This window comes from Paramagnetospirillum sp. (genome assembly GCF_058402745.1).
Genome location: NZ_JBZVFI010000008.1, coordinates 62,827 through 79,919, shown reverse-complemented (window position 1 = coordinate 79,919; position 17,093 = coordinate 62,827). Strand labels below are relative to the sequence as shown.

Sequence of the window (17,093 nt, the reverse complement as noted above, 5' to 3'; positions counted from 1 at the left end):
AGGCGGCGTCAAGCCGTGGCGAGCGCACTTTCGGACTTCGCTTTTACGTAATTCGGTACTACAATACCGACAAAAATAAGAAGTGATTCGCCTGGATAAATCATACGAAGTGGGAGGAACTTCATGAATTGGAAGCGTACGGCCGGGGCTGCCCTGGCGGTGATGACCGGTGTTTGCGCGGCGACCGCCGCTTTCGCGGCCGAACCCATCAAGATCGGCATGTTCCTGTCGGTCACCGGGCAGATGTCGCCCATGGGCGACCCCCAGAAGCGCACCTTCGACTACATGATCGACAAGGTCAACGCCCAGGGCGGCGTGCTGGGCCGCAAGATCGAAGCCATCATCTATGACGACGGGTCCGAGCCGGAAAAGGCCGCCACCTTCGTCAAGCGCCTGATCGACAACGACAAGGTGGACATCATCATCGGCGGATCGGGCACGCCCACCTCCATGGCGGTGCTCGGCCTGATCGAGCGCGCCGAGATTCCGTACATGTCGCTGGGCGGCGGCACCGCCATCGGCGATCCGGTGCGCAAGTGGACCTTCAAGTTCCCGCAATCGGACCGGCTGGCCGCCGAGAAGGTGCTGGCCGACCTGAAGAAGCGCGGCCTGACCAAGATCGCCCTGCTGTCGGAAAACGTCGGCTTCGGCAAGTCGGGCCATGACCAGACGGTCAAGCTGGCGCCCCAGTACGGCGTCGAGATCCTGATCGACGAGGTCTACTCGCCCAAGGACCCCGACGTCACCCCGCAGCTGACCAAGATCCGCGGCACCCCCGGTGTCCAGGCCCTGTTCATCTTCGGCACCGGCACCGGCCCCGCCGTGGCCACCAAGAACCTGAAGCAGCTGGGCCTGACCCTTCCGGTCTACCAGTCCCACGGCGTGGCCTCGAAGGAGTTCCTGCGTCTGGTCGGCACCGCCGCCGATGGCACCCGCCTGCCGGCCGGCGCCCAGGCGGTGGCCGAGCAGCTGCCCGCCAACGATCGCCAGAAGGCCATCACCATGGCGTTCAAGAAGGAATACGAGGAGCGCAACAAGCCGCTGGAAGTCAGCCCGCTGCCCGGTCACGGACTCGACGCCCTGATGATGGCCGTGGACGCCTTCAAGCGGGCCGGCACCACCGACAAGGCCAAGGTCCGCGACGCCATCGAGCAGACCAAGGACTTCGTCGCCACCACCGGCATCTACAACTACTCGCCCACCGACCACATGGGTCTGGGTCTCGAATCCTTCAAAATGGTCGAGATCAAGAACGGTGACTGGGTCCTGGTGGAATAGTCGGACATCGACACGGGCGGGCCGCCCCGGTGGCCCGCCCCATTTTCTGGAATCGCATCATGAATGCTGCCGACGACATTCTCGGCCCCAGCCTCGGCTCGGGCCGCGGGGAGAGCCTTGCCATCATCTGCGGTGAGCGGACCCTGACCTACGACCAGCTGAACCGCTTGGCCTGCCGCTTCGGCAACGCCATGCTGGCCGCCGGGGTCCGGCGCCAGCAGCCGGTCCTGCTGCTGCTCGACGACGGCCCCGAACTGGTGGCCGCCTATCTGGGCGCCATGAAGGCGGGGCTGGTGGCGGTGGCGCTCAACACCCGCCTGGCGGCCAAGGACCTGTCCCACGCCCTGGGTGACAGCGGCTCGCCGCTGCTGCTGGCCGAGAACGCGCTGAAGGACCTGGCGTCCGAATCCCTGGCCCTGGCCCATGCCTCGGCCCGCATGGTCACCACCGACCAGTTCGACGCCTTCCTGGACGGCGCCCCGGACCAGTTGGCCTCGGCGGACATGGGGGCGGAGGATTCGGCCCTGTGGATGTACACCTCGGGCACCACCGGCCAGCCCAAGGGCGCCGTTCACGTCCACGGCTCCATCGCGCTGGGCGAGCGCCACGTGCGCGAGAATCTGGGCCTCGAGCCCGGCGACCGCATCTTTTCCACCTCCAAGCTGTTCTTCGCCTATCCCCTGGGTCATTGCCTGATCGGCGCGCTGCGGGTGGGCGGTACCCTGGTGCTGCATCAGGGCTGGCCCGACGCGACCGCCGCCGCCGAGGTCATCACCCGCACCCGGCCCAAGGTTGTGCTGTCGGTGCCGTCGCTTTACCGCATCATGCTGAAGGACGGAGTGGCATCCTCCGAGGCCTTCAAGGGCGTGCGCACCTGGGTCTCGGCGGGTGAGAACCTGCCGGCCGAGCTGTGCCGCCGCTGGATGGAGGAGACCGGCGGCCTGATGCTGGAAGGCATCGGCGCCACCGAGGCGCTGTTCCTGTTCATCGCCAGCACGCCCAAGGCCATGAAGCCCGGCGCCTGTGGCCGGCCGCTGCCCTGGGCCGAGGCCCAGCTGCGGACGCCATCGGGCGAGATCATCACCACGCCCGACACCCCCGGCGATCTGTGGGTGCGCATGGCCTCCCTGTTCCGCCGCTACCACAACCGTCCCGACGTCACCCAGCGGGTGCTGAAGGACGGCTGGTGGAAGACCGGCGACGTGTTCAGCGTCGATGCCGAGGGCTGGTGGAGCCCGCAGGGGCGCTCCGACGACATGATCAAGGTCTCGGGACAGTGGGTCAGCCCCGCCGAAGTGGAAGAGGCCGCCCTGATGGTTCCCGGCGTCGCCGACGCCGTGGCGGTGGGCATTCCCAACGAGGACGGGCTGGTGCGTCTGGTGCTCTACGCCGTGCCGGAGCCGGGCGAGCGCGAGCCGGTGCTGGAACAACGCATCGTCGAGACCCTGCGCTCCAAGCTGGCCATCTACAAATGCCCGCGCAATGTCCGCTTCCTGGAGGTCATCCCCCGCACCGCCACCGGCAAGGTGCAACGGTTCAAGCTGCGGGAGGCGGGGGCTTAGGAAGACACGGGGCTCCCGCCCCGGCCCCGGTTGGAGGCAAGCCTCCAAGCCTCCCTTATTTTTGAATATAAATGGGGGCCGGGGCATTGCCCCGGATGGGTCCGGGCGATAGCCCGATAGGAAGGAGTCCCGCCATGAAAGCCATCCTCTGCGACCGGTTCGGTGGGCCCGAGGTGATGCGCCTCGACGAGATCGGGACGCCGTCGCCCGGACCCGGCGAGGTGCTGATCCGCATCCATGCCGCCGGGGTCAATCCGGTGGACTGGAAGATCAGGGAAGGCGGGCTGGCGCGGCTGTTTCCCTGCAAGTTCCCTCTGATTCCCGGCTGGGACGCCGCCGGCACCATCGCGGCGCTGGGGGACGGCGTCACCGGCCTGTCCCTGGGTGAGCGGGTGTGGGCGTTCTGCCGCAAGCCCGACATCCAATGGGGCACCTACGCCGAATACGTGGTGATGAGCGCCGACGGCGTCGCCCCCATGCCGGCCAATTACACCTTCGCCCAGGCCTCGACCGTGCCGCTGGCGGCGCTGACCGCCTGGCAGTCCCTGCTGGAGGTGGCGCAATTGCGTTCCGGCCAATGCGTGCTGATCCATGCCGGGGCGGGGGGAGTGGGCGGCTTCGCCGTTCCCATCGCCAAGTGGGTGGGGGCGAGGGTGATCGCCACCGCCCAGGCCGCCAATCACGATTACGTCCGGGCACTGGGCGCCGACCACGTCATCGACTACGCGGCCGAGGATTTCGTCGCCGCCACCCGCGCCCTGACGCCCGAGGGCGTGGACATGGCTTTCGGCACGGTGGGCGGCGAGGTGCTGACTCGATCCTACGAGACGGTGAAGCCGGGCGGCATCCTGGTCTCCATCACCGACAAGACCGACAAGGATCTGGCCGAACGTCTCGGCATCCGCTGCAAGTACGTCTTCGTCAAGCCCGATGCCGGCCATCTGCGGCGCCTGGCCTCGCTGGCCGAACAGGGTGTGCTGCGGGTCCCCGACATCGTCGAGATGCCGCTCGCCCGGGCCGCCGAGGCCCTGGACCTGTCCTCCACCGGGCATGTGCGCGGCAAGATCGTCCTGACCATCGGCTGAAACGCCTCATGTCATCCCGAGCATGTGCGAGGGATCTCCGCCTGGACCATTGGGGCCGGTTCGGATTAGCCGCCCCAGGACGAGATCCCTCACTGCGTTCGGGATGACAAATCAAGTCTGCGGTATCATACCAGCCGGCAAATGAATTGACCTGTCATGCTGAGGCGAAGCCCACTGCCGTCCGGTTCAATTGCCTGGGTGCTGGCGGACGTTTTTTTTTCACCACCAAGACACCAAGGACACCAAGGGGACATTTCAGGTGCGTCGTGCCCGGACTTGTTCCGGGCATCCACGCCCATCCGCCGGGACTATTGTTTCATGAGGCATTCCAGCGGATCCGCGTGGATGGCCGGGACGATGCCCGGCCATGACGGTGAGGTTGGGCGGGGCGATCAGCTCCGTCCTCTTGGTGTCTTGGTGTCTTGGTGGTTGTAGAGGCTTTTTCCGTATCCCCATTCCGGTGGAGCCATCTCAAACCAAGCCTGGGCAAGGCAAGAGACCAGTGCTTGCAGAAGTAAACCGAACACCCGTGGGCGAAGCCGAAGCATCTTTCAGGTGCAAGCGGTTCCGTCTGCGGCTGAAAGATCCTTCCGCCCTTTGGGCGTCAGGATGACAGGACGGGGCACTTCAAAGGCCGTTTGGAATCACTCGCCCTTGAAATAGGTGCGATACAGCATGTCCTCGCCCAGGATGTGTTCCAGCAGCCAGGCCTTGAGGAAGGCGGTCATCTCGGTGGTCAGGGCGTCCGGGGTCTCGCCGGCCAGATGGCGGTCGCGGAAGGCCATGACCGAGTCCTTGAGCCGGACGTGGTCATCCTGCTGCTTTTCCAGGCGGGGATAGTTGCGCGACTTCAGCGCCATTTCCTCGGCGGCGAAATGGGTGTCGGCATAGGCCAGCAATTCATCGAACAGCCAGCCCAGCTCGGCGATGCTCTCGCCGCCGTGCCAGGCGTCGTACAGGCGGTTGAGCAGGCTGATGAGCTTTTGATGGTCGGCGTCCATGCGGGCCGAACCGACACTGAATGACGGGTCCCATTCGATCAGAGACATCGCCCCACCTTGCTCCCGACTGGATTCGACCTGTCCAAGAGTCTTAGGTCAAGTGCCGCCCGGCGGCAAGCCTCTCCCGCGCCATATGTTTAACGGTTGCGAAAAGGCCCGGCGCCCACCATGATCCGCCGCCGAAGCAACCCCGGACGGATCCATCATGCTCGCCATGTTCGAAGCCCTTCTCCTCGGCGTCGTCGAGGGGCTGACCGAGTTCCTGCCGGTGTCCAGCACCGCCCACCTGATGCTGGTGGGCGATCTGCTCGGCTTTCAGGGGTCGTCGGGCAAGACCTTCGAGATCGTCATCCAGCTGGGCGCCATCCTGGCGGTGTGCTGGGTGTTCCGGGAGCGGCTGTGGGACGTGGCGGTCACGCTGAACCAGCCGCGCTCCTTCGCCTTCGTGCGCAATGTGCTGCTGGCCTTCCTGCCCTCGGCGGTGGTCGGCGCCGTGGCCTACAAGTACATCAAGCAGATGCTCGATTCGCCCCTGGTCGCCGCCGTGGCCCTGGTGGTGGGCGGCTTCGCCATCCTGGCCGTCGAGCGCCTGGCCAAGCGCGCCCGCGTCCACGACATCGAGGACATGTCCCCGGCCTTGTCGCTCGGCGTGGGGCTTTGCCAACTGCTGTCCATGGTTCCCGGCGTGTCGCGGGCCGGCGCCACCATCCTGGGCGCCATGCTGCTGGGCCTCGACCGTCGCGCGGCGGCCGAGTTCTCGTTCTTCCTGGCCATTCCCACCATGTGCGGCGCCTCGGCCTATTCGCTGTACAAGAACTGGGCGGACATCTCCTTCGACGGGGCCGGCCTGATCGCCATCGGCTTCGTGGCGGCGTTCTTCTCGGCCCTGGTGGTGGTGCGGGGGTTCATCGGCTTCGTCGGGCGCCACGGCTTCTCCCCGTTCGCCTGGTACCGCATCGCCTTCGGCTCGGTGATGATGGTGCTGATCCTCGCCCGCTGACTGAGACGACTTCGCAACGAAATGCCGTTGGTCAGGAGTAGGAGAGCGGGCCGCCGGGGCCGGACAGGGGGACGTGGCGGGACGGCGCGGCGTGAAGGGTGACGTGGCGGCCGTGGAAGCTGAGGCGGCCGGCCTCGGCCAGGCGCCGCAGCAGCCGCGAGATCACCTCGGGGCCGGTCCCCACCATGGCGGCCAGATCCCGCCACGAGATGGGCAGCGTTAGCGACAGGTCGCCGTTGGCGTCCCGCCCGCCGGTTTCGGTGGCCAGGGTGGCCAGGGTGGACAGCACCCGGTCGGGCAGGTCGGCGCTGCACAGGCGGAAGATGGCGTCCTCGTTCTCGCGGATTTCGGCGGAACTGAGCTTGAGCAGCGCCAGACCGACCGAGGGGTCCTCCTGCAGGGCGGTGTTGAGGCGTTCGGCCGGGACGAAGCAGCCGGTGATTTCGGTCAGCGCGCGGGCCGAGCTTTCGTGAATGCCGCCGCCCAGCATGTTGGCGCAGGGAAAGAAGGCGCCGGGATGAAGGATCTTGAGGATGACCAGATCACCGTCTTCGTCCACCCGCTCCAGCGCCACCATGCCGGCGGCCAGGGAATAGGCGCCCGCCACCAGATCGCCCTGATGATAGAGGTTCTTGCCCTTGGCCAGGGAAAAGCGCGACGACAGGGTGGGGAACGGGCAGCGCATTCCCAGCACCTCGCGCATCGGCTCGCGTCGAGGCGAGGACCACGCCTCACATCCGCTGCAAGTCTTCGACGCGCCCATTCCGCTCTCCCTCGTCAGGAATATAGCCTGGCAGATGTCAGGATGATCGGCGATTCAAATCAAGCAAAAAATATTCGATAAGGAATAGTTCTAAAATCATACGGACGGCCTAGTCTTGTGCGGTGCAAAAAAAGGGCAAAAATCATCGGATGTTCAACATTGCGGCGAGATTACATTTTAATCTGAATTTTAACGATTCTCGATGGAATCGGGCCGGCAAATCCCTGGCCGCCGTCAGTTTGGAAGTGGAGGGCGGGCGCTTCAACCATATTCTGCCTGAGGGATTTGACGGATTCGTGATGCGGCACTTCCATCGCGCTTGCGGCCTCGCCGAATCACTCCATATCAAGCGGAGACAAGACAACCGCCTGGATCATCGCCTATCTCAAGGGGTGAGCCAGCCGCCGCTCGAACGATGAGGGCAACAATGGATTTCGAGAAGTTCACCGAACGCTGCAAGGGCTTCATTCAATCGGCCCAGACCCTGGCGCTGCGCAGCGGCCACCAGCGCCTGACCCCGGAACATCTGGCCCAGGTCCTGCTGGCCGACAGGGAAGGCCTGGCCGCCAACCTGATTCGCGCCGCCGGGGGCGACCCGGCCAAGGCGCTGAAGGGGATCGAGACCGAACTGGGCAAGCTTCCCAAGGTGGAAGGTCCCGGCGCCGGCGGCGTCCACCTGACCCCCGAACTGGCGCGCCTGCTGGATCAGGCGGTGCAGCTGGCCGACAAGGCCGGCGATTCCTTCGTCACCGCCGAGCGCCTGCTGCTGGCCCTGACCCTGGCCACCGGCACGCCGGCCGCCAAGGCGCTGGCCGATGCCGGGCTGACGCCCCAGGGTCTCAACCACGCCATCGAGGATGTGCGCAAGGGCCGCAAGGCCAATTCGGCCTCGGCCGAGGACAGCTACGACGCCCTGAAGAAGTACGCCCGCGACCTGACCCAGGCCGCCCGCGACGGCAAGCTGGACCCGGTGATCGGCCGCGACGAGGAAATCCGCCGCACCATCCAGGTGTTGAGCCGCCGCACCAAGAACAATCCCGTGCTGATCGGCGAGCCCGGCGTGGGCAAGACCGCAATCGTGGAAGGGCTGGCCAGCCGCATCGTCAACGGCGACGTGCCCGAGACGCTGAAGAACAAGCGCCTGATGGTCCTCGACCTCGGCGCCCTGGTGGCCGGCGCCAAGTTCCGGGGCGAGTTCGAGGAACGCCTGAAGGCCGTCCTGACCGAAGTGACCGCCGCCAATGGCGAGGTCATTCTGTTCATCGACGAGATGCACACCCTGATCGGGGCGGGGGCGGCGGAAGGCTCCATGGACGCCTCCAACCTGCTGAAGCCGGCTTTGGCGCGCGGCGAGCTGCACTGCATCGGCGCCACCACGCTGAACGAGTACCGCAAGCACGTGGAGAAGGACGCCGCCCTGGCGCGGCGCTTCCAGCCGGTCTTCGTCTCCGAGCCGGGGGTGGAGGATACCGTCTCCATCCTGCGCGGCCTGAAGGAGAAGTACGAGCTGCACCACGGGGTGCGCATCGCCGACGGCGCCCTGGTCTCGGCGGCGACCCTGTCCAACCGCTACATCACCGACCGCTTCCTGCCCGACAAGGCCATCGACCTGGTGGACGAGGCGGCATCCCGGCTGCGCATGCAGATCGATTCCAAGCCCGAGGCCCTGGACGAGCTGGACCGCCGCATCGTCCAGCTGAAGATCGAGCGCGAGGCCTTGAAGAAGGAGAGCGATGCCGGATCGCGCGACCGCCTGGGCAAGCTGGAGGTGGAGCTCACCCAGCTGGAGAAGGAATCCTCGGAGATGTCCGAGCGCTGGCGGGCGGAAAAGAGCCAGCTGGCCGATTCCACCAAGATCAAGGAACGGCTGGAGGAAGCCCGCCTCGAACTGGCCAATGCCGAGCGCTCCGCCAACTGGGCCAGGGCCGGCGAGCTGAAGTTCGGGGTCATTCCCGATCTGGAGAAGCGTCTGGAAGGCGGCGGCGCCTCGGGCCAACGCATGCTGACCGAATCGGTGACCGAGGAGCACATCGCTTCCGTGGTTTCCCGCTGGACCGGCATTCCGGTGGAAAAGATGCTCCAGGGCGAGCGCGACAAGCTGCTGGGCATGGAATCCCGCCTCAAGACCCGGGTGGTCGGCCAGAACGAGGCGCTGGTGGCGGTGTCCAACGCCGTGCGCCGGGCCCGTGCCGGCCTGCAGGACCCCAACCGCCCCATCGGCTCGTTCCTGTTCCTGGGGCCGACCGGCGTGGGCAAGACCGAGCTGACCAAGGCCCTGGCCGAGTTCCTGTTCGACGACGAGACCGCCATGGTCCGCATGGACATGAGCGAGTACATGGAAAAGCACTCGGTGGCCCGCCTGATCGGCGCGCCGCCCGGCTATGTGGGCTACGAGGAAGGGGGCGCGCTGACCGAGGCGGTGCGGCGCCGGCCCTATCAGGTGATCCTGTTCGACGAGGTGGAAAAGGCCCACCCCGACGTCTTCAACGTGCTGCTGCAGGTCCTGGACGACGGGCGGCTGACCGATGGTCAGGGCCGCACGGTGGACTTCCGCAACACCCTGATCGTGCTGACCTCCAACCTGGGTTCGGAGATTCTCGCCAATCAGGAGGAAGGCCACGATTCGGCCGAGGTCCGCGCCGAGGTCATGGAGGTGGTGCGCGCCAGCTTCCGCCCCGAATTCCTCAACCGCCTGGACGAGATCCTGCTGTTCCACCGCCTGGGACGCGGCGACATGTCGGGCATCGTCGACATCCAGCTCAAGCGCCTGCGGGTGCTGCTGGCCGACCGCAAGATCACCCTGGCGCTCGACACCGCCGCCATGGAATGGCTGGCGGAAAAGGGCTACGACCCGGTCTACGGCGCCCGGCCCCTGAAACGGGTGATCCAGCGCGCCCTGCAGAATCCCCTGGCCGGGCAGATTCTGGAAGGGACGGTCAAGGACGGCGACACCGTGGCGGTCACGGCGGGCGAGGGAGGGCTGCTCCTGAACGGAAGAATTACAGATGCTCAGGTGTGAATATCCGACCTGCACGGAAGGACATAGCTGCTATTCCGGTATGCGGTAGCTGAATTTGTGGCGCAGCTTTTCCCGCTCGTGCTAGAAGCCGGGTTCCAAGTCTTGCCGGTGCTCCTCTCCCCCCCCATCCCCCCCGGGAGTACCGGTCTGGTCGGGCCGTCGCGAAAGCGGCGGCCCGATCGCCTTTTCGGGGGGCTCGATTCCAGCAGTTTGAATTCGTCATCACCGGGCTTGACCCGGTGATCCACGTGGTGCCAGGGCTTTGCCGTCCGCGTGGCGGACAGGCGTGGATGCCCGGAACAAGTCCACGGGTGCCCGGTTTAATTCGGCCAGCACTGGTCTCTTGCCTTGCCCAGGCTTGGTTTGAGATGGCTCCACCGGAATGGGGATACGGAAAAAGCCTCTTCAACCACCAAGACACCAAGGACACCAAGAGGACGGAGCGGATCGCCCCGCCCAACCTCACCGTCATGGCCGGGCATCGTCCCGGCCATCCACGCGGATCCGCTGGAATGCCTTATGAAACAATAGTCCCCGCCGATGGGCGTGGATGCCCGGAACAAGTCCGGGCACGACGCACCTGGAATGTCCTCTTGGTGTCCTTGGTGTCTTGGTGGTGAAAAAACCCGTCCGCCAGAATCCAGGCAATTGAACCGGACAGCAGTGGAACAAGTCCGGGCATGACGATTTCAGGAATTAAAGGGGTGAGGGCCCCTACCGCGCCGCCATGGGCCGAATCTCGCTCAAGGCGACGAAGCCGGGATGGGCGTCCTTGAAGACCTTGAAGGTCTTGACGCCACGCCCTTCGGCGAAATCCTCGTAGGCTTCGATCAGGGCGGCGCGGCACACCGCCTCCACCTCGTATTCGGCCAGACCATCCAGATCGGCGCTGCGCAGCACCTCCTTGAAGCGTTTCAGGATGTGCAGGCGGCTGACATTGACCACCGAGGGATCGAAGGGCACGCGCAGGGTCTCGAAGAACTGCTCGGCGGAAGACAGGGACGCGAGGGTGTCGAGGATCATGACAGGGCTCCCATGAGGGCGGTGGCGGTGCCGGCGAAGCGGCGCAAATCGTCGGCGGTGGGAACGGTCTTGGTATTGGAGGCATGGCGGCGCACCTCGGCCAGCATGGCGCGGGCTTTCGCCGTATCCACTTCCAGGCCGATCTCGCGGCAGGCGTGCAGCACCGAGGTGAGCCCCGAATGCTTGCCCAGGACCAGCCGGTGGTCGCGGCCCAGCTCGGCGGGGTCGAGCGCCTGATAGGTGCGGGGATCGCGCAGCAGGCCGCTGACGTGGATACCCGATTCGTGGGTGAAGATGTTCTCGCCGACGATGCTCTTGTCCACCGGCACCGGGCGGCCCGAGGCGTCGGCCACCAGACGGGAAACGCGGCCCAGCTGGCGCTTGTCGATGCCGGTCTCCTTGCCGTAAAGGTGGCCCAGCGCCACCACCACTTCCTCCAGCGGCGCGTTGCCGGCCCGCTCGCCCAGGCCGTTGACGGTGGTGCTGACATGGGTGGCCCCGCCCCGCACGGCGGCCAGGGAATTGGCGGTGGCCAGCCCCAGATCGTCGTGGGCGTGGATTTCCAGCTCGATGGAACAGGCGGTCCGCAAGGCCTTGAAGGCGTCATGCACGGCGAAGGGGTCCATGATGCCCAGGGTGTCGGCGAAGCGGAAACGCTGTGCTCCCGCCGCCTCGCAGGCCCGCACCACCTGGGCCAGGAAGGCGGGATCGGCGCGCGAGCTGTCCTCGCCGCCCACCAGCACCGCGAAGCCCATGGCGCGGGCCTTGGCCACCATGATTCCGATATGCTCCAGCGCCCAGGCGCGGTCGCGGCCCAGCTTGGCGGCCAGCTGCAGATCGGAGACCGGGATGGACAGGTTGACGGTGGCGATTCCGCACGAGGCGGCCGCCTCCAGGTCGTCGTCCAGCATGCGGCACCAGGCGATCAGGCGGGCGTTGAGGCCGAGACCTGCCACCTTGCGGATGGCGGCCTGCTCCTCGGGTCCCATGGCGGGAATGCCCACCTCGATCTCGGGAACGCCGGCGATGTCCAGCGCCCTGGCGATGTCCAGCTTTTCCTCCAGGCTGAAGGCGACGCCGGCGGTCTGCTCGCCGTCCCGCAACGTGGTGTCGTTCATGATCACCGGGGCGGGCATGGCCGCTCTCCTCAGCCGCAGGTCTTGATGCCGCAGGAGCAGCCGCCGCCCGAGGTGGCGGTGGGGGCGGGGGGCTGGTTGGGATTGTCGAACACGAAGCCGGACCCCATGGACGAATTGTCCACGTAATCCATGGTGGCGCCCGTCAGCCACAGGGCCGAGCCGGGGTCGAGGAACACCTTGACGTCGGAGAATTCCAGGACCTGATCGCCCTCGGCGGCGGCTTCCTCAAGGCCCATGTTGTAGGAGAAGCCCGAGCAGCCCTTGTTGACCATGATCCGAAGACCCTGGAACTCGCCGTTGCAGACCTCGCGGATGACGTCGATGGCCTTGTCGGTCAGGTTCATCATGACTTTGTCCTCCTAGCCGGATGGAATGTCTGTGAACCTGGATTAGCAAGAAAGGTGCCAAGTACTAAGTCATTGAAATCAAATGCTTCTCACCGGGGCGGAATCCGACATTGTCGGCTTTGCGACAAGCAGTGCCACGCCGTCCTCGGCCCCGAAGCAATGGGCGTGGTCGGTGCAGACCTCGCAATTGGGCGATTTGCAGATCACGACGCCTTCGCGCTGGCACAGTTCGCGGTAGAAGAACTTCTTCCACTTCATGTCGCGGCTGTTCAGCTCGGCCAGGCCGAGGAAGTGGCGGCGCATCAGCCCCGAAAGGTCGGCGCGCCCGGTCAGGCCCAGATCCTGCCACAGATGGTTGGAACCCAGGCAGCGCCGCGCCACGATATGGGCCAGCCATTCCTCCTCGATCAGGCCGCGGGTGCGGTGCTCCAGCAGCAGGGAACGCAGGTCCGGCTCCTCGATGGTCAGGGGCTCGTCGCCGTGGCCGTCCAGCGACAGGCCCGACAGCAGGCCCGGGGCGTGCGGGAAGTGCCGTCCCACCAGGGCGGCCAGGCATTCCTCGGAAAGCCCAAGCCCGACGGTCAGGCTCTCCCCCGGGCTGGACAGGGCCATGGCGATGGCGCAGGCGAACAGGTGGCGGTCGAACGGGTCGCCGCTTCCCGGGCCGGACATCAGGCGGGAGTAGGTTTCCTTGGCCATCGCTGTCCTCCTTGCTTCGTCGCCGTTCTTCCTGATTTCGTCACCCCCGGGCTTGACCCGGGGGTCCATGGATGGCCGGGTCAAGCCCGGCCATGACGACCTTGACGGCAGGTCAGGCCGCGACCGCCTCGTGGGTCTGGGCGTTGGTGCCGCAGACCGCCTGACACGAACCGCAGCCGATGCAGCTGCCGGGCTTGTCCATTGTCATGACCTTGCGCACGATTTCCTCCGAATCGTCGAAGGGGTCGCACATCTCGTCATCCTCGTTGATGCCCATCAGCTTCATGACCGCCTGGGTGCAGACCTTGAAGCAGCGGCCGCAGCCGATGCACAGCTCGTCGGAGATGGCGGTGAGGTACTTCGGCACCCAGGGAGTGCCATCGCGGGTGGTGAAGGTACGGAACGACATGGCAAGACCCTCTCTTTGCTTAAGGTTGGTTCAGGCGGCGGCGACTTCGGGGAATTTCGCGATGGTGGCGACGCCCTCATCGATGTATTTCTGCGCCCGCGCGGCCATCTCCTCGACCGAGTCGAAGCCGAAGCGGTGCAGTTCGCGCAGATAGGCGTTGACCGCCACCAGCTTGCCGGCGGTGAGGATCACCCGGCCCCAGCCTTCATGATGAATCTTCATGATGGGGGCGACGGCATGGCCCGACTGGGTCTCGATGGCCATGGCGATGGCGTTGAAGAACTGCTCCACCCGCCACAGGATGTCGGGGTCGGGATCGCCGAACAGGGGGATCTCGCGGCGCTGTTCCTTGGACAGGATATAGGGTTCCAGCACCACCTCGTCGGGCTCGGATTCCCAGGCGCCCGACTGGTCGTGGGCGCGGATGAACATCAACAGGCTCTTGATGAAGGCGGGCTGCGTGGCGGCGGTGGCGGTCATGGGCGGAACTCCTGGGGCTATTCGTCGTCGTCGATGAAGCGTTCGTCGCCGGCCTCGCCATCGCGCATGGCCTTCCTCAGCCAGGGCGGCGGGTTGCCCTTCAGCATGGTGCTGATCCGGTCGATGACGTCGGAGATGGCCTCGTCGGTGGGCAGCTTGATGGGATGGACGCGGGCGCGGACCACCCGGGCGGCGGCCGGGCCGCCGATGGCGCGGCAGAACAGCAGCGACGCGCCTTCCAGGGCGTTGATCTTGATGGTCAGCCGATCCTCGCCGTCCTCGCGGTGAACGCCGCTCTCGTCGCTGACGTCATCGAACTGGATGGCTTCCAGGAAGGTATGACCCTCGGGGCCGACATCGTAGAACATGAAGGTGCGGGCGCCGTTGAAATGGGCGTCCACGCGCTGGCGGTCGTGGGTGGCGACGGCAATTCTCATGTGACCTCCTTTGATCTTCGGTCGCGATCCTGTGGCGGGAGCGGCTGGATCAACCAGCCGCAGCACTCTGGTGGCCATGGGCGTGCTCCGGCGTCTCGTGGGCATGTCCGGGGCGCTCCATCAGGATGTTGCCCAGCTGGGTGATCAGGTCGCGGGTGCCCCGGTAGCCGGCCGTGGTCAGGTGGGCGGCGCCCAGACGGTCGAATACCGGAAAGCCGGCGCGGAACAGCGGAATGCCATGATGGGCCGCCACCTGGCGGCCGTTAGAATTGGCGATGATCAGGTCGGCCCCGCCGGCCTCCAGGATCTGGTCCTCCAGATCCTCGAAGTCGCCGACGATCACCCGCTCGGCGGCCAGTTCGGCCAGCATGGGGACGGGCTGGGTGGTGACGGCGGCGGCGATGGTGGCGCCCATGTCGGTGGCGAGCCGGCCCATGCTCCACAGCAGGGCGGGCTCGGCGGCGATGGCGACCGACCGGCCGCCGAAATAGAAGTGACCGTCCAGCATGGCATCCACCAGCTGCGAGCGGGCGCGGCGCTGACGGGCGGGAACCGGGATGCCGGCCACGGTGGACAGGCAGACCATCAGGCGGTCCACGGCGTCCAGGCCGGTGACCCGGTCGAGCACGATGGAGGGAACGCCGGTGATGTCCTCGGCGGTCCTGGCGGCGATGCGCATGTGTTCGCCGATGGCGATGGTGAGGCGCGCGCGGCCCATCTCGCGCACCCCGGCGATGGGGGTGCCGCCCAGCGTGGTGGGGGTGTAGGCATCGGGGACGTGGCCGTCCAGCGAGTCCGAGAGGTCGGGCAGCACCATGGCTTCCAGGCCGAAATCGGCGATGATGTCCTTCAGGGCCTCGACATCGCCGGGAGTGAGGTGGGCGCCGGGCAGCAGGTTGACCCGGTCCAGCTTGGCGTGGTTGCCGGCGGGGCGCGCCAGGGACTTGATGATGGCGGTCACCGCCTTGCCCCAGCCGGTCTCCAGCGAGCCGGAGAAGTCGGGGGCCGAGACGTCCACCACGGCGATGTCCGACAGCTCCTTGTTGCGGGCGCGGATGACCTTGACGTCGCCGGCCATGTCCTCGCCCCTGGTCTCGGTCAGCGCGGTGGAGATCAGGCCGATGATTTCCGGCTTGGCGCGCTTGGCGATGTTGAGCAGCCCTTCCTCCACCTGGTCCATGCCGCCCAGGATGGTGCTGATCTCGTTCATGGCGGTGGTCTGCAACGGGATGGCCTCGCGGAAGTGCCTGACCATCATCACCAGGGCGAAGGCGGTGCAGCCCTGGGAGCCGTGGAACATGGGCAGGCAGCCCTTCATGCCCATGAAGGCCAGGGCGGCGCCCAAGGGAGCGCTGACCTTGAGAGGGCTGGTGGAAAGCGCCTTGTTGTGGTCGACGATGAGGGCCATCACGAATTCTCCCAGGGGGCGGGGGCGCGGACCTGCGCCCAGATGGGGCTGTTGATGGACAGATCGATGGCGCGCACCAGGGCGACCATGCCGTCATAGGCGGCGTAGCCGTGGTGGCGCTCCTGATTGATGTCGATCCAGGGGGTGCGGGCCTTCAGGGCCACGAACTGGGAACGCCCGCCCGACAGCATCATGTCGGCCTTGCCCTCCTTGAACATGGCGTACATGTCGCGCGGCGTGATGGCGTCGGCCAGCTTGTCCTCGTCGCCGCCCAGGCGTTCGAGGGCCTTCTTCTTGTCTTCGCCGGTGGCCTTGCGCACCGACGAGCCCACCACTTCCATGCCCACTTCCTGCAGGGCCTGAATCACCGACCAGCTTTTGACGCCGCCGGTGTAGAGCAGCACCTTGCGGCCCGCCAGACGGGCCTTGTAGGGCTCGAGCCGCGCCCAGGCCTTGGCCTCCTCCTCCTTGATCAGCGCTTCGGTGCGATCGGCAAGCGACGGATCGGCGCCGCGCTCGATCAGCATGCGGGCGATGTTCCTGAGCGCGTCGGAGGTGTCGGAGATGCCGTAGAACGAGCCTTCGAAGTAGGGGATGCCCCACTTCTCCTTCATCTTGCGCGCCAGGGTCACCAGCGCCTGGGAGCACAGCACCATGTTGGCCCTGGCGGTGTGGGCCGCCGCCACCTCGCGGTAGCGGGCGTCGCCGGTGATGGAGGCGCGCAGCCGGATGCCGAGCTTGGCCAGCAGGGGGCGGAACTGGTCCAGCTCACCCGCCACGTTGTATTCGCCCAGGATGTTGATGTCGCAGGGGCCGGAATCGTCGGGCTCCACCGTGCCGATCACATGCTCGAACAGGGCGTCGCCGCCCAGACGGTTGCCGAGATTCTTGGAGCCGACGAAGCCGGGCGAGTTGATGGGGATGACCGGAGTCCCCAGGCGCTGGGTGGCGGCGCGGCAGACGGCGTCCACGTCGTCGCCGATCAGCGAGCCGACACAGGTCTGGTAGACGAACACGGCCGGAGGATTGTGCCGGGCGATGGCCTGCTTGATGGCCTTGTAGAGCTTCTTCTCGCCGCCGGCGATGATGTCCAGGTTGGTGAGGTCGGTGGTGAAGCCCTTGCGGTAGAGATCGCCGCCGGTGCTCCACGAATTGCGGCCGTCCCAGGAATTGCCCTCGCAGGCGATGGGGCCGTGGACCAGATGGACCACGTCGGTGATGGGCTGCAGCGCGATCTTGGCGCCGTCGAAGGCGCATCCGCCGGCCGCGGCGCCCGGCGTCAGCGACTTGCCGCAGCCCTTCTTGCGCTCACCCTCGGACTTGGCCTGGTTCTTGGCGCAACCGGGCTCGTTCATCAGTTCGGCGATCTTGGCCTTCAGCATGGTGGGCCTCGCTTGAAACGGTTCGAGGTCCGACTCGCAAGGGCCGTGCCACCATCAGGAA

The 17,093-nt window shown here is 66.4% G+C and carries 17 protein-coding genes; 6 read left to right on the top strand and 11 right to left on the bottom strand.

Going from position 1 to position 17,093, the window contains the following annotated elements:
* The first annotated feature begins 123 nt into the window (after positions 1-123).
* The 3 genes from ACV4UZ_RS06225 to ACV4UZ_RS06215 all read left to right on the top strand — a co-directional run bounded on the left by ACV4UZ_RS06225 (position 124) and on the right by ACV4UZ_RS06215 (position 3,925).
* Positions 124-1,278 (top strand): ABC transporter substrate-binding protein, encoded by a 1,155-nt coding sequence (locus tag ACV4UZ_RS06225; RefSeq protein ID WP_491600039.1) that lies wholly within the window; start codon positions 124-126, stop codon positions 1,276-1,278.
* 59 nt (positions 1,279-1,337) lie between these two features.
* The gene (locus ACV4UZ_RS06220) at positions 1,338-2,840 is read left to right on the top strand and encodes a benzoate-CoA ligase family protein (RefSeq protein WP_491600038.1); all 1,503 of its coding nucleotides are present in this window, start codon (positions 1,338-1,340) and stop codon (positions 2,838-2,840) included.
* Between the two features lie 134 nt (positions 2,841-2,974).
* The gene (locus ACV4UZ_RS06215; RefSeq protein ID WP_491600037.1) at positions 2,975-3,925 is read left to right on the top strand and encodes an NADP-dependent oxidoreductase; all 951 of its coding nucleotides are present in this window, start codon (positions 2,975-2,977) and stop codon (positions 3,923-3,925) included.
* 644 nt (positions 3,926-4,569) lie between these two features.
* Here ACV4UZ_RS06215 and ACV4UZ_RS06210 read toward each other — a convergent pair.
* Positions 4,570-4,974 (bottom strand): bacteriohemerythrin, encoded by a 405-nt coding sequence (locus tag ACV4UZ_RS06210; RefSeq protein ID WP_491600036.1) that lies wholly within the window; start codon positions 4,972-4,974, stop codon positions 4,570-4,572.
* Between the two features lie 157 nt (positions 4,975-5,131).
* Between ACV4UZ_RS06210 and ACV4UZ_RS06205 the strand changes: the two genes are divergently transcribed.
* Complete coding sequence (locus tag ACV4UZ_RS06205; RefSeq protein ID WP_491600035.1) at positions 5,132-5,926, top strand: undecaprenyl-diphosphate phosphatase; 795 nt, start codon at positions 5,132-5,134, stop codon at positions 5,924-5,926.
* Between the two features lie 31 nt (positions 5,927-5,957).
* Here the strand turns inward: ACV4UZ_RS06205 and ACV4UZ_RS06200 are convergent, their stop codons facing one another.
* On the bottom strand, positions 5,958-6,629 hold the full coding sequence (locus ACV4UZ_RS06200) for a Crp/Fnr family transcriptional regulator (protein WP_491600034.1): 672 nt from the start codon (positions 6,627-6,629) through the stop codon (positions 5,958-5,960).
* A 209-nt stretch (positions 6,630-6,838) separates the two neighbouring features.
* On the opposite strand from ACV4UZ_RS06200, the gene ACV4UZ_RS06195 reads away from it, so the two are divergent.
* Together ACV4UZ_RS06195 and clpB are read left to right on the top strand one after the other, a co-directional pair.
* The gene (locus tag ACV4UZ_RS06195) at positions 6,839-7,108 is read left to right on the top strand and encodes a hypothetical protein (protein ID WP_491600033.1); all 270 of its coding nucleotides are present in this window, start codon (positions 6,839-6,841) and stop codon (positions 7,106-7,108) included.
* An 8-nt stretch (positions 7,109-7,116) separates the two neighbouring features.
* A complete protein-coding gene (gene clpB, locus ACV4UZ_RS06190; protein WP_491600032.1) occupies positions 7,117-9,708 on the top strand; it encodes an ATP-dependent chaperone ClpB in 2,592 nt (863 codons plus the stop codon).
* Between the two features lie 714 nt (positions 9,709-10,422).
* On the opposite strand, the gene nifW is transcribed toward clpB, so the two are convergent.
* The 9 genes from nifW to nifE all read right to left on the bottom strand — a co-directional run bounded on the left by nifW (position 10,423) and on the right by nifE (position 17,032).
* Positions 10,423-10,731: a nitrogenase-stabilizing/protective protein NifW gene (gene nifW / locus ACV4UZ_RS06185; RefSeq protein WP_491600031.1), complete on the bottom strand. Its 309-nt coding sequence runs from the start codon at positions 10,729-10,731 to the stop codon at positions 10,423-10,425.
* Complete coding sequence (gene nifV / locus ACV4UZ_RS06180; protein ID WP_491600030.1) at positions 10,728-11,867, bottom strand: homocitrate synthase; 1,140 nt, start codon at positions 11,865-11,867, stop codon at positions 10,728-10,730. The genes nifW and nifV overlap by 4 nt, the downstream gene beginning before the upstream one ends.
* 11 nt (positions 11,868-11,878) lie before the next feature.
* Positions 11,879-12,217 carry a HesB/IscA family protein gene (locus tag ACV4UZ_RS06175; RefSeq protein WP_085373212.1) on the bottom strand — a complete coding sequence of 113 codons (339 nt, stop codon included), beginning with the start codon at positions 12,215-12,217 and terminating at the stop codon, positions 11,879-11,881.
* A 78-nt stretch (positions 12,218-12,295) separates the two neighbouring features.
* Entirely contained in the window at positions 12,296-12,916 is a 621-nt protein-coding gene (locus ACV4UZ_RS06170; protein WP_491600029.1) for a nitrogen fixation protein NifQ, read from the bottom strand.
* Between the two features lie 112 nt (positions 12,917-13,028).
* Positions 13,029-13,325: a ferredoxin III, nif-specific gene (gene fdxB, locus ACV4UZ_RS06165; protein ID WP_491600028.1), complete on the bottom strand. Its 297-nt coding sequence runs from the start codon at positions 13,323-13,325 to the stop codon at positions 13,029-13,031.
* A gap of 30 nt (positions 13,326-13,355) precedes the next feature.
* Entirely contained in the window at positions 13,356-13,805 is a 450-nt protein-coding gene (locus ACV4UZ_RS06160) for a NifX-associated nitrogen fixation protein (protein WP_491600027.1), read from the bottom strand.
* A 17-nt stretch (positions 13,806-13,822) separates the two neighbouring features.
* A complete protein-coding gene (gene nifX, locus ACV4UZ_RS06155; protein WP_491600026.1) occupies positions 13,823-14,242 on the bottom strand; it encodes a nitrogen fixation protein NifX in 420 nt (139 codons plus the stop codon).
* Between the two features lie 49 nt (positions 14,243-14,291).
* Complete coding sequence (gene nifN, locus ACV4UZ_RS06150) at positions 14,292-15,650, bottom strand: nitrogenase iron-molybdenum cofactor biosynthesis protein NifN (protein ID WP_491600025.1); 1,359 nt, start codon at positions 15,648-15,650, stop codon at positions 14,292-14,294.
* Entirely contained in the window at positions 15,650-17,032 is a 1,383-nt protein-coding gene (gene nifE / locus ACV4UZ_RS06145) for a nitrogenase iron-molybdenum cofactor biosynthesis protein NifE (protein WP_491600024.1), read from the bottom strand. Before nifE ends, nifN begins: the two co-directional genes overlap by 1 nt.
* Positions 17,033-17,093 lie beyond the last annotated feature (61 nt).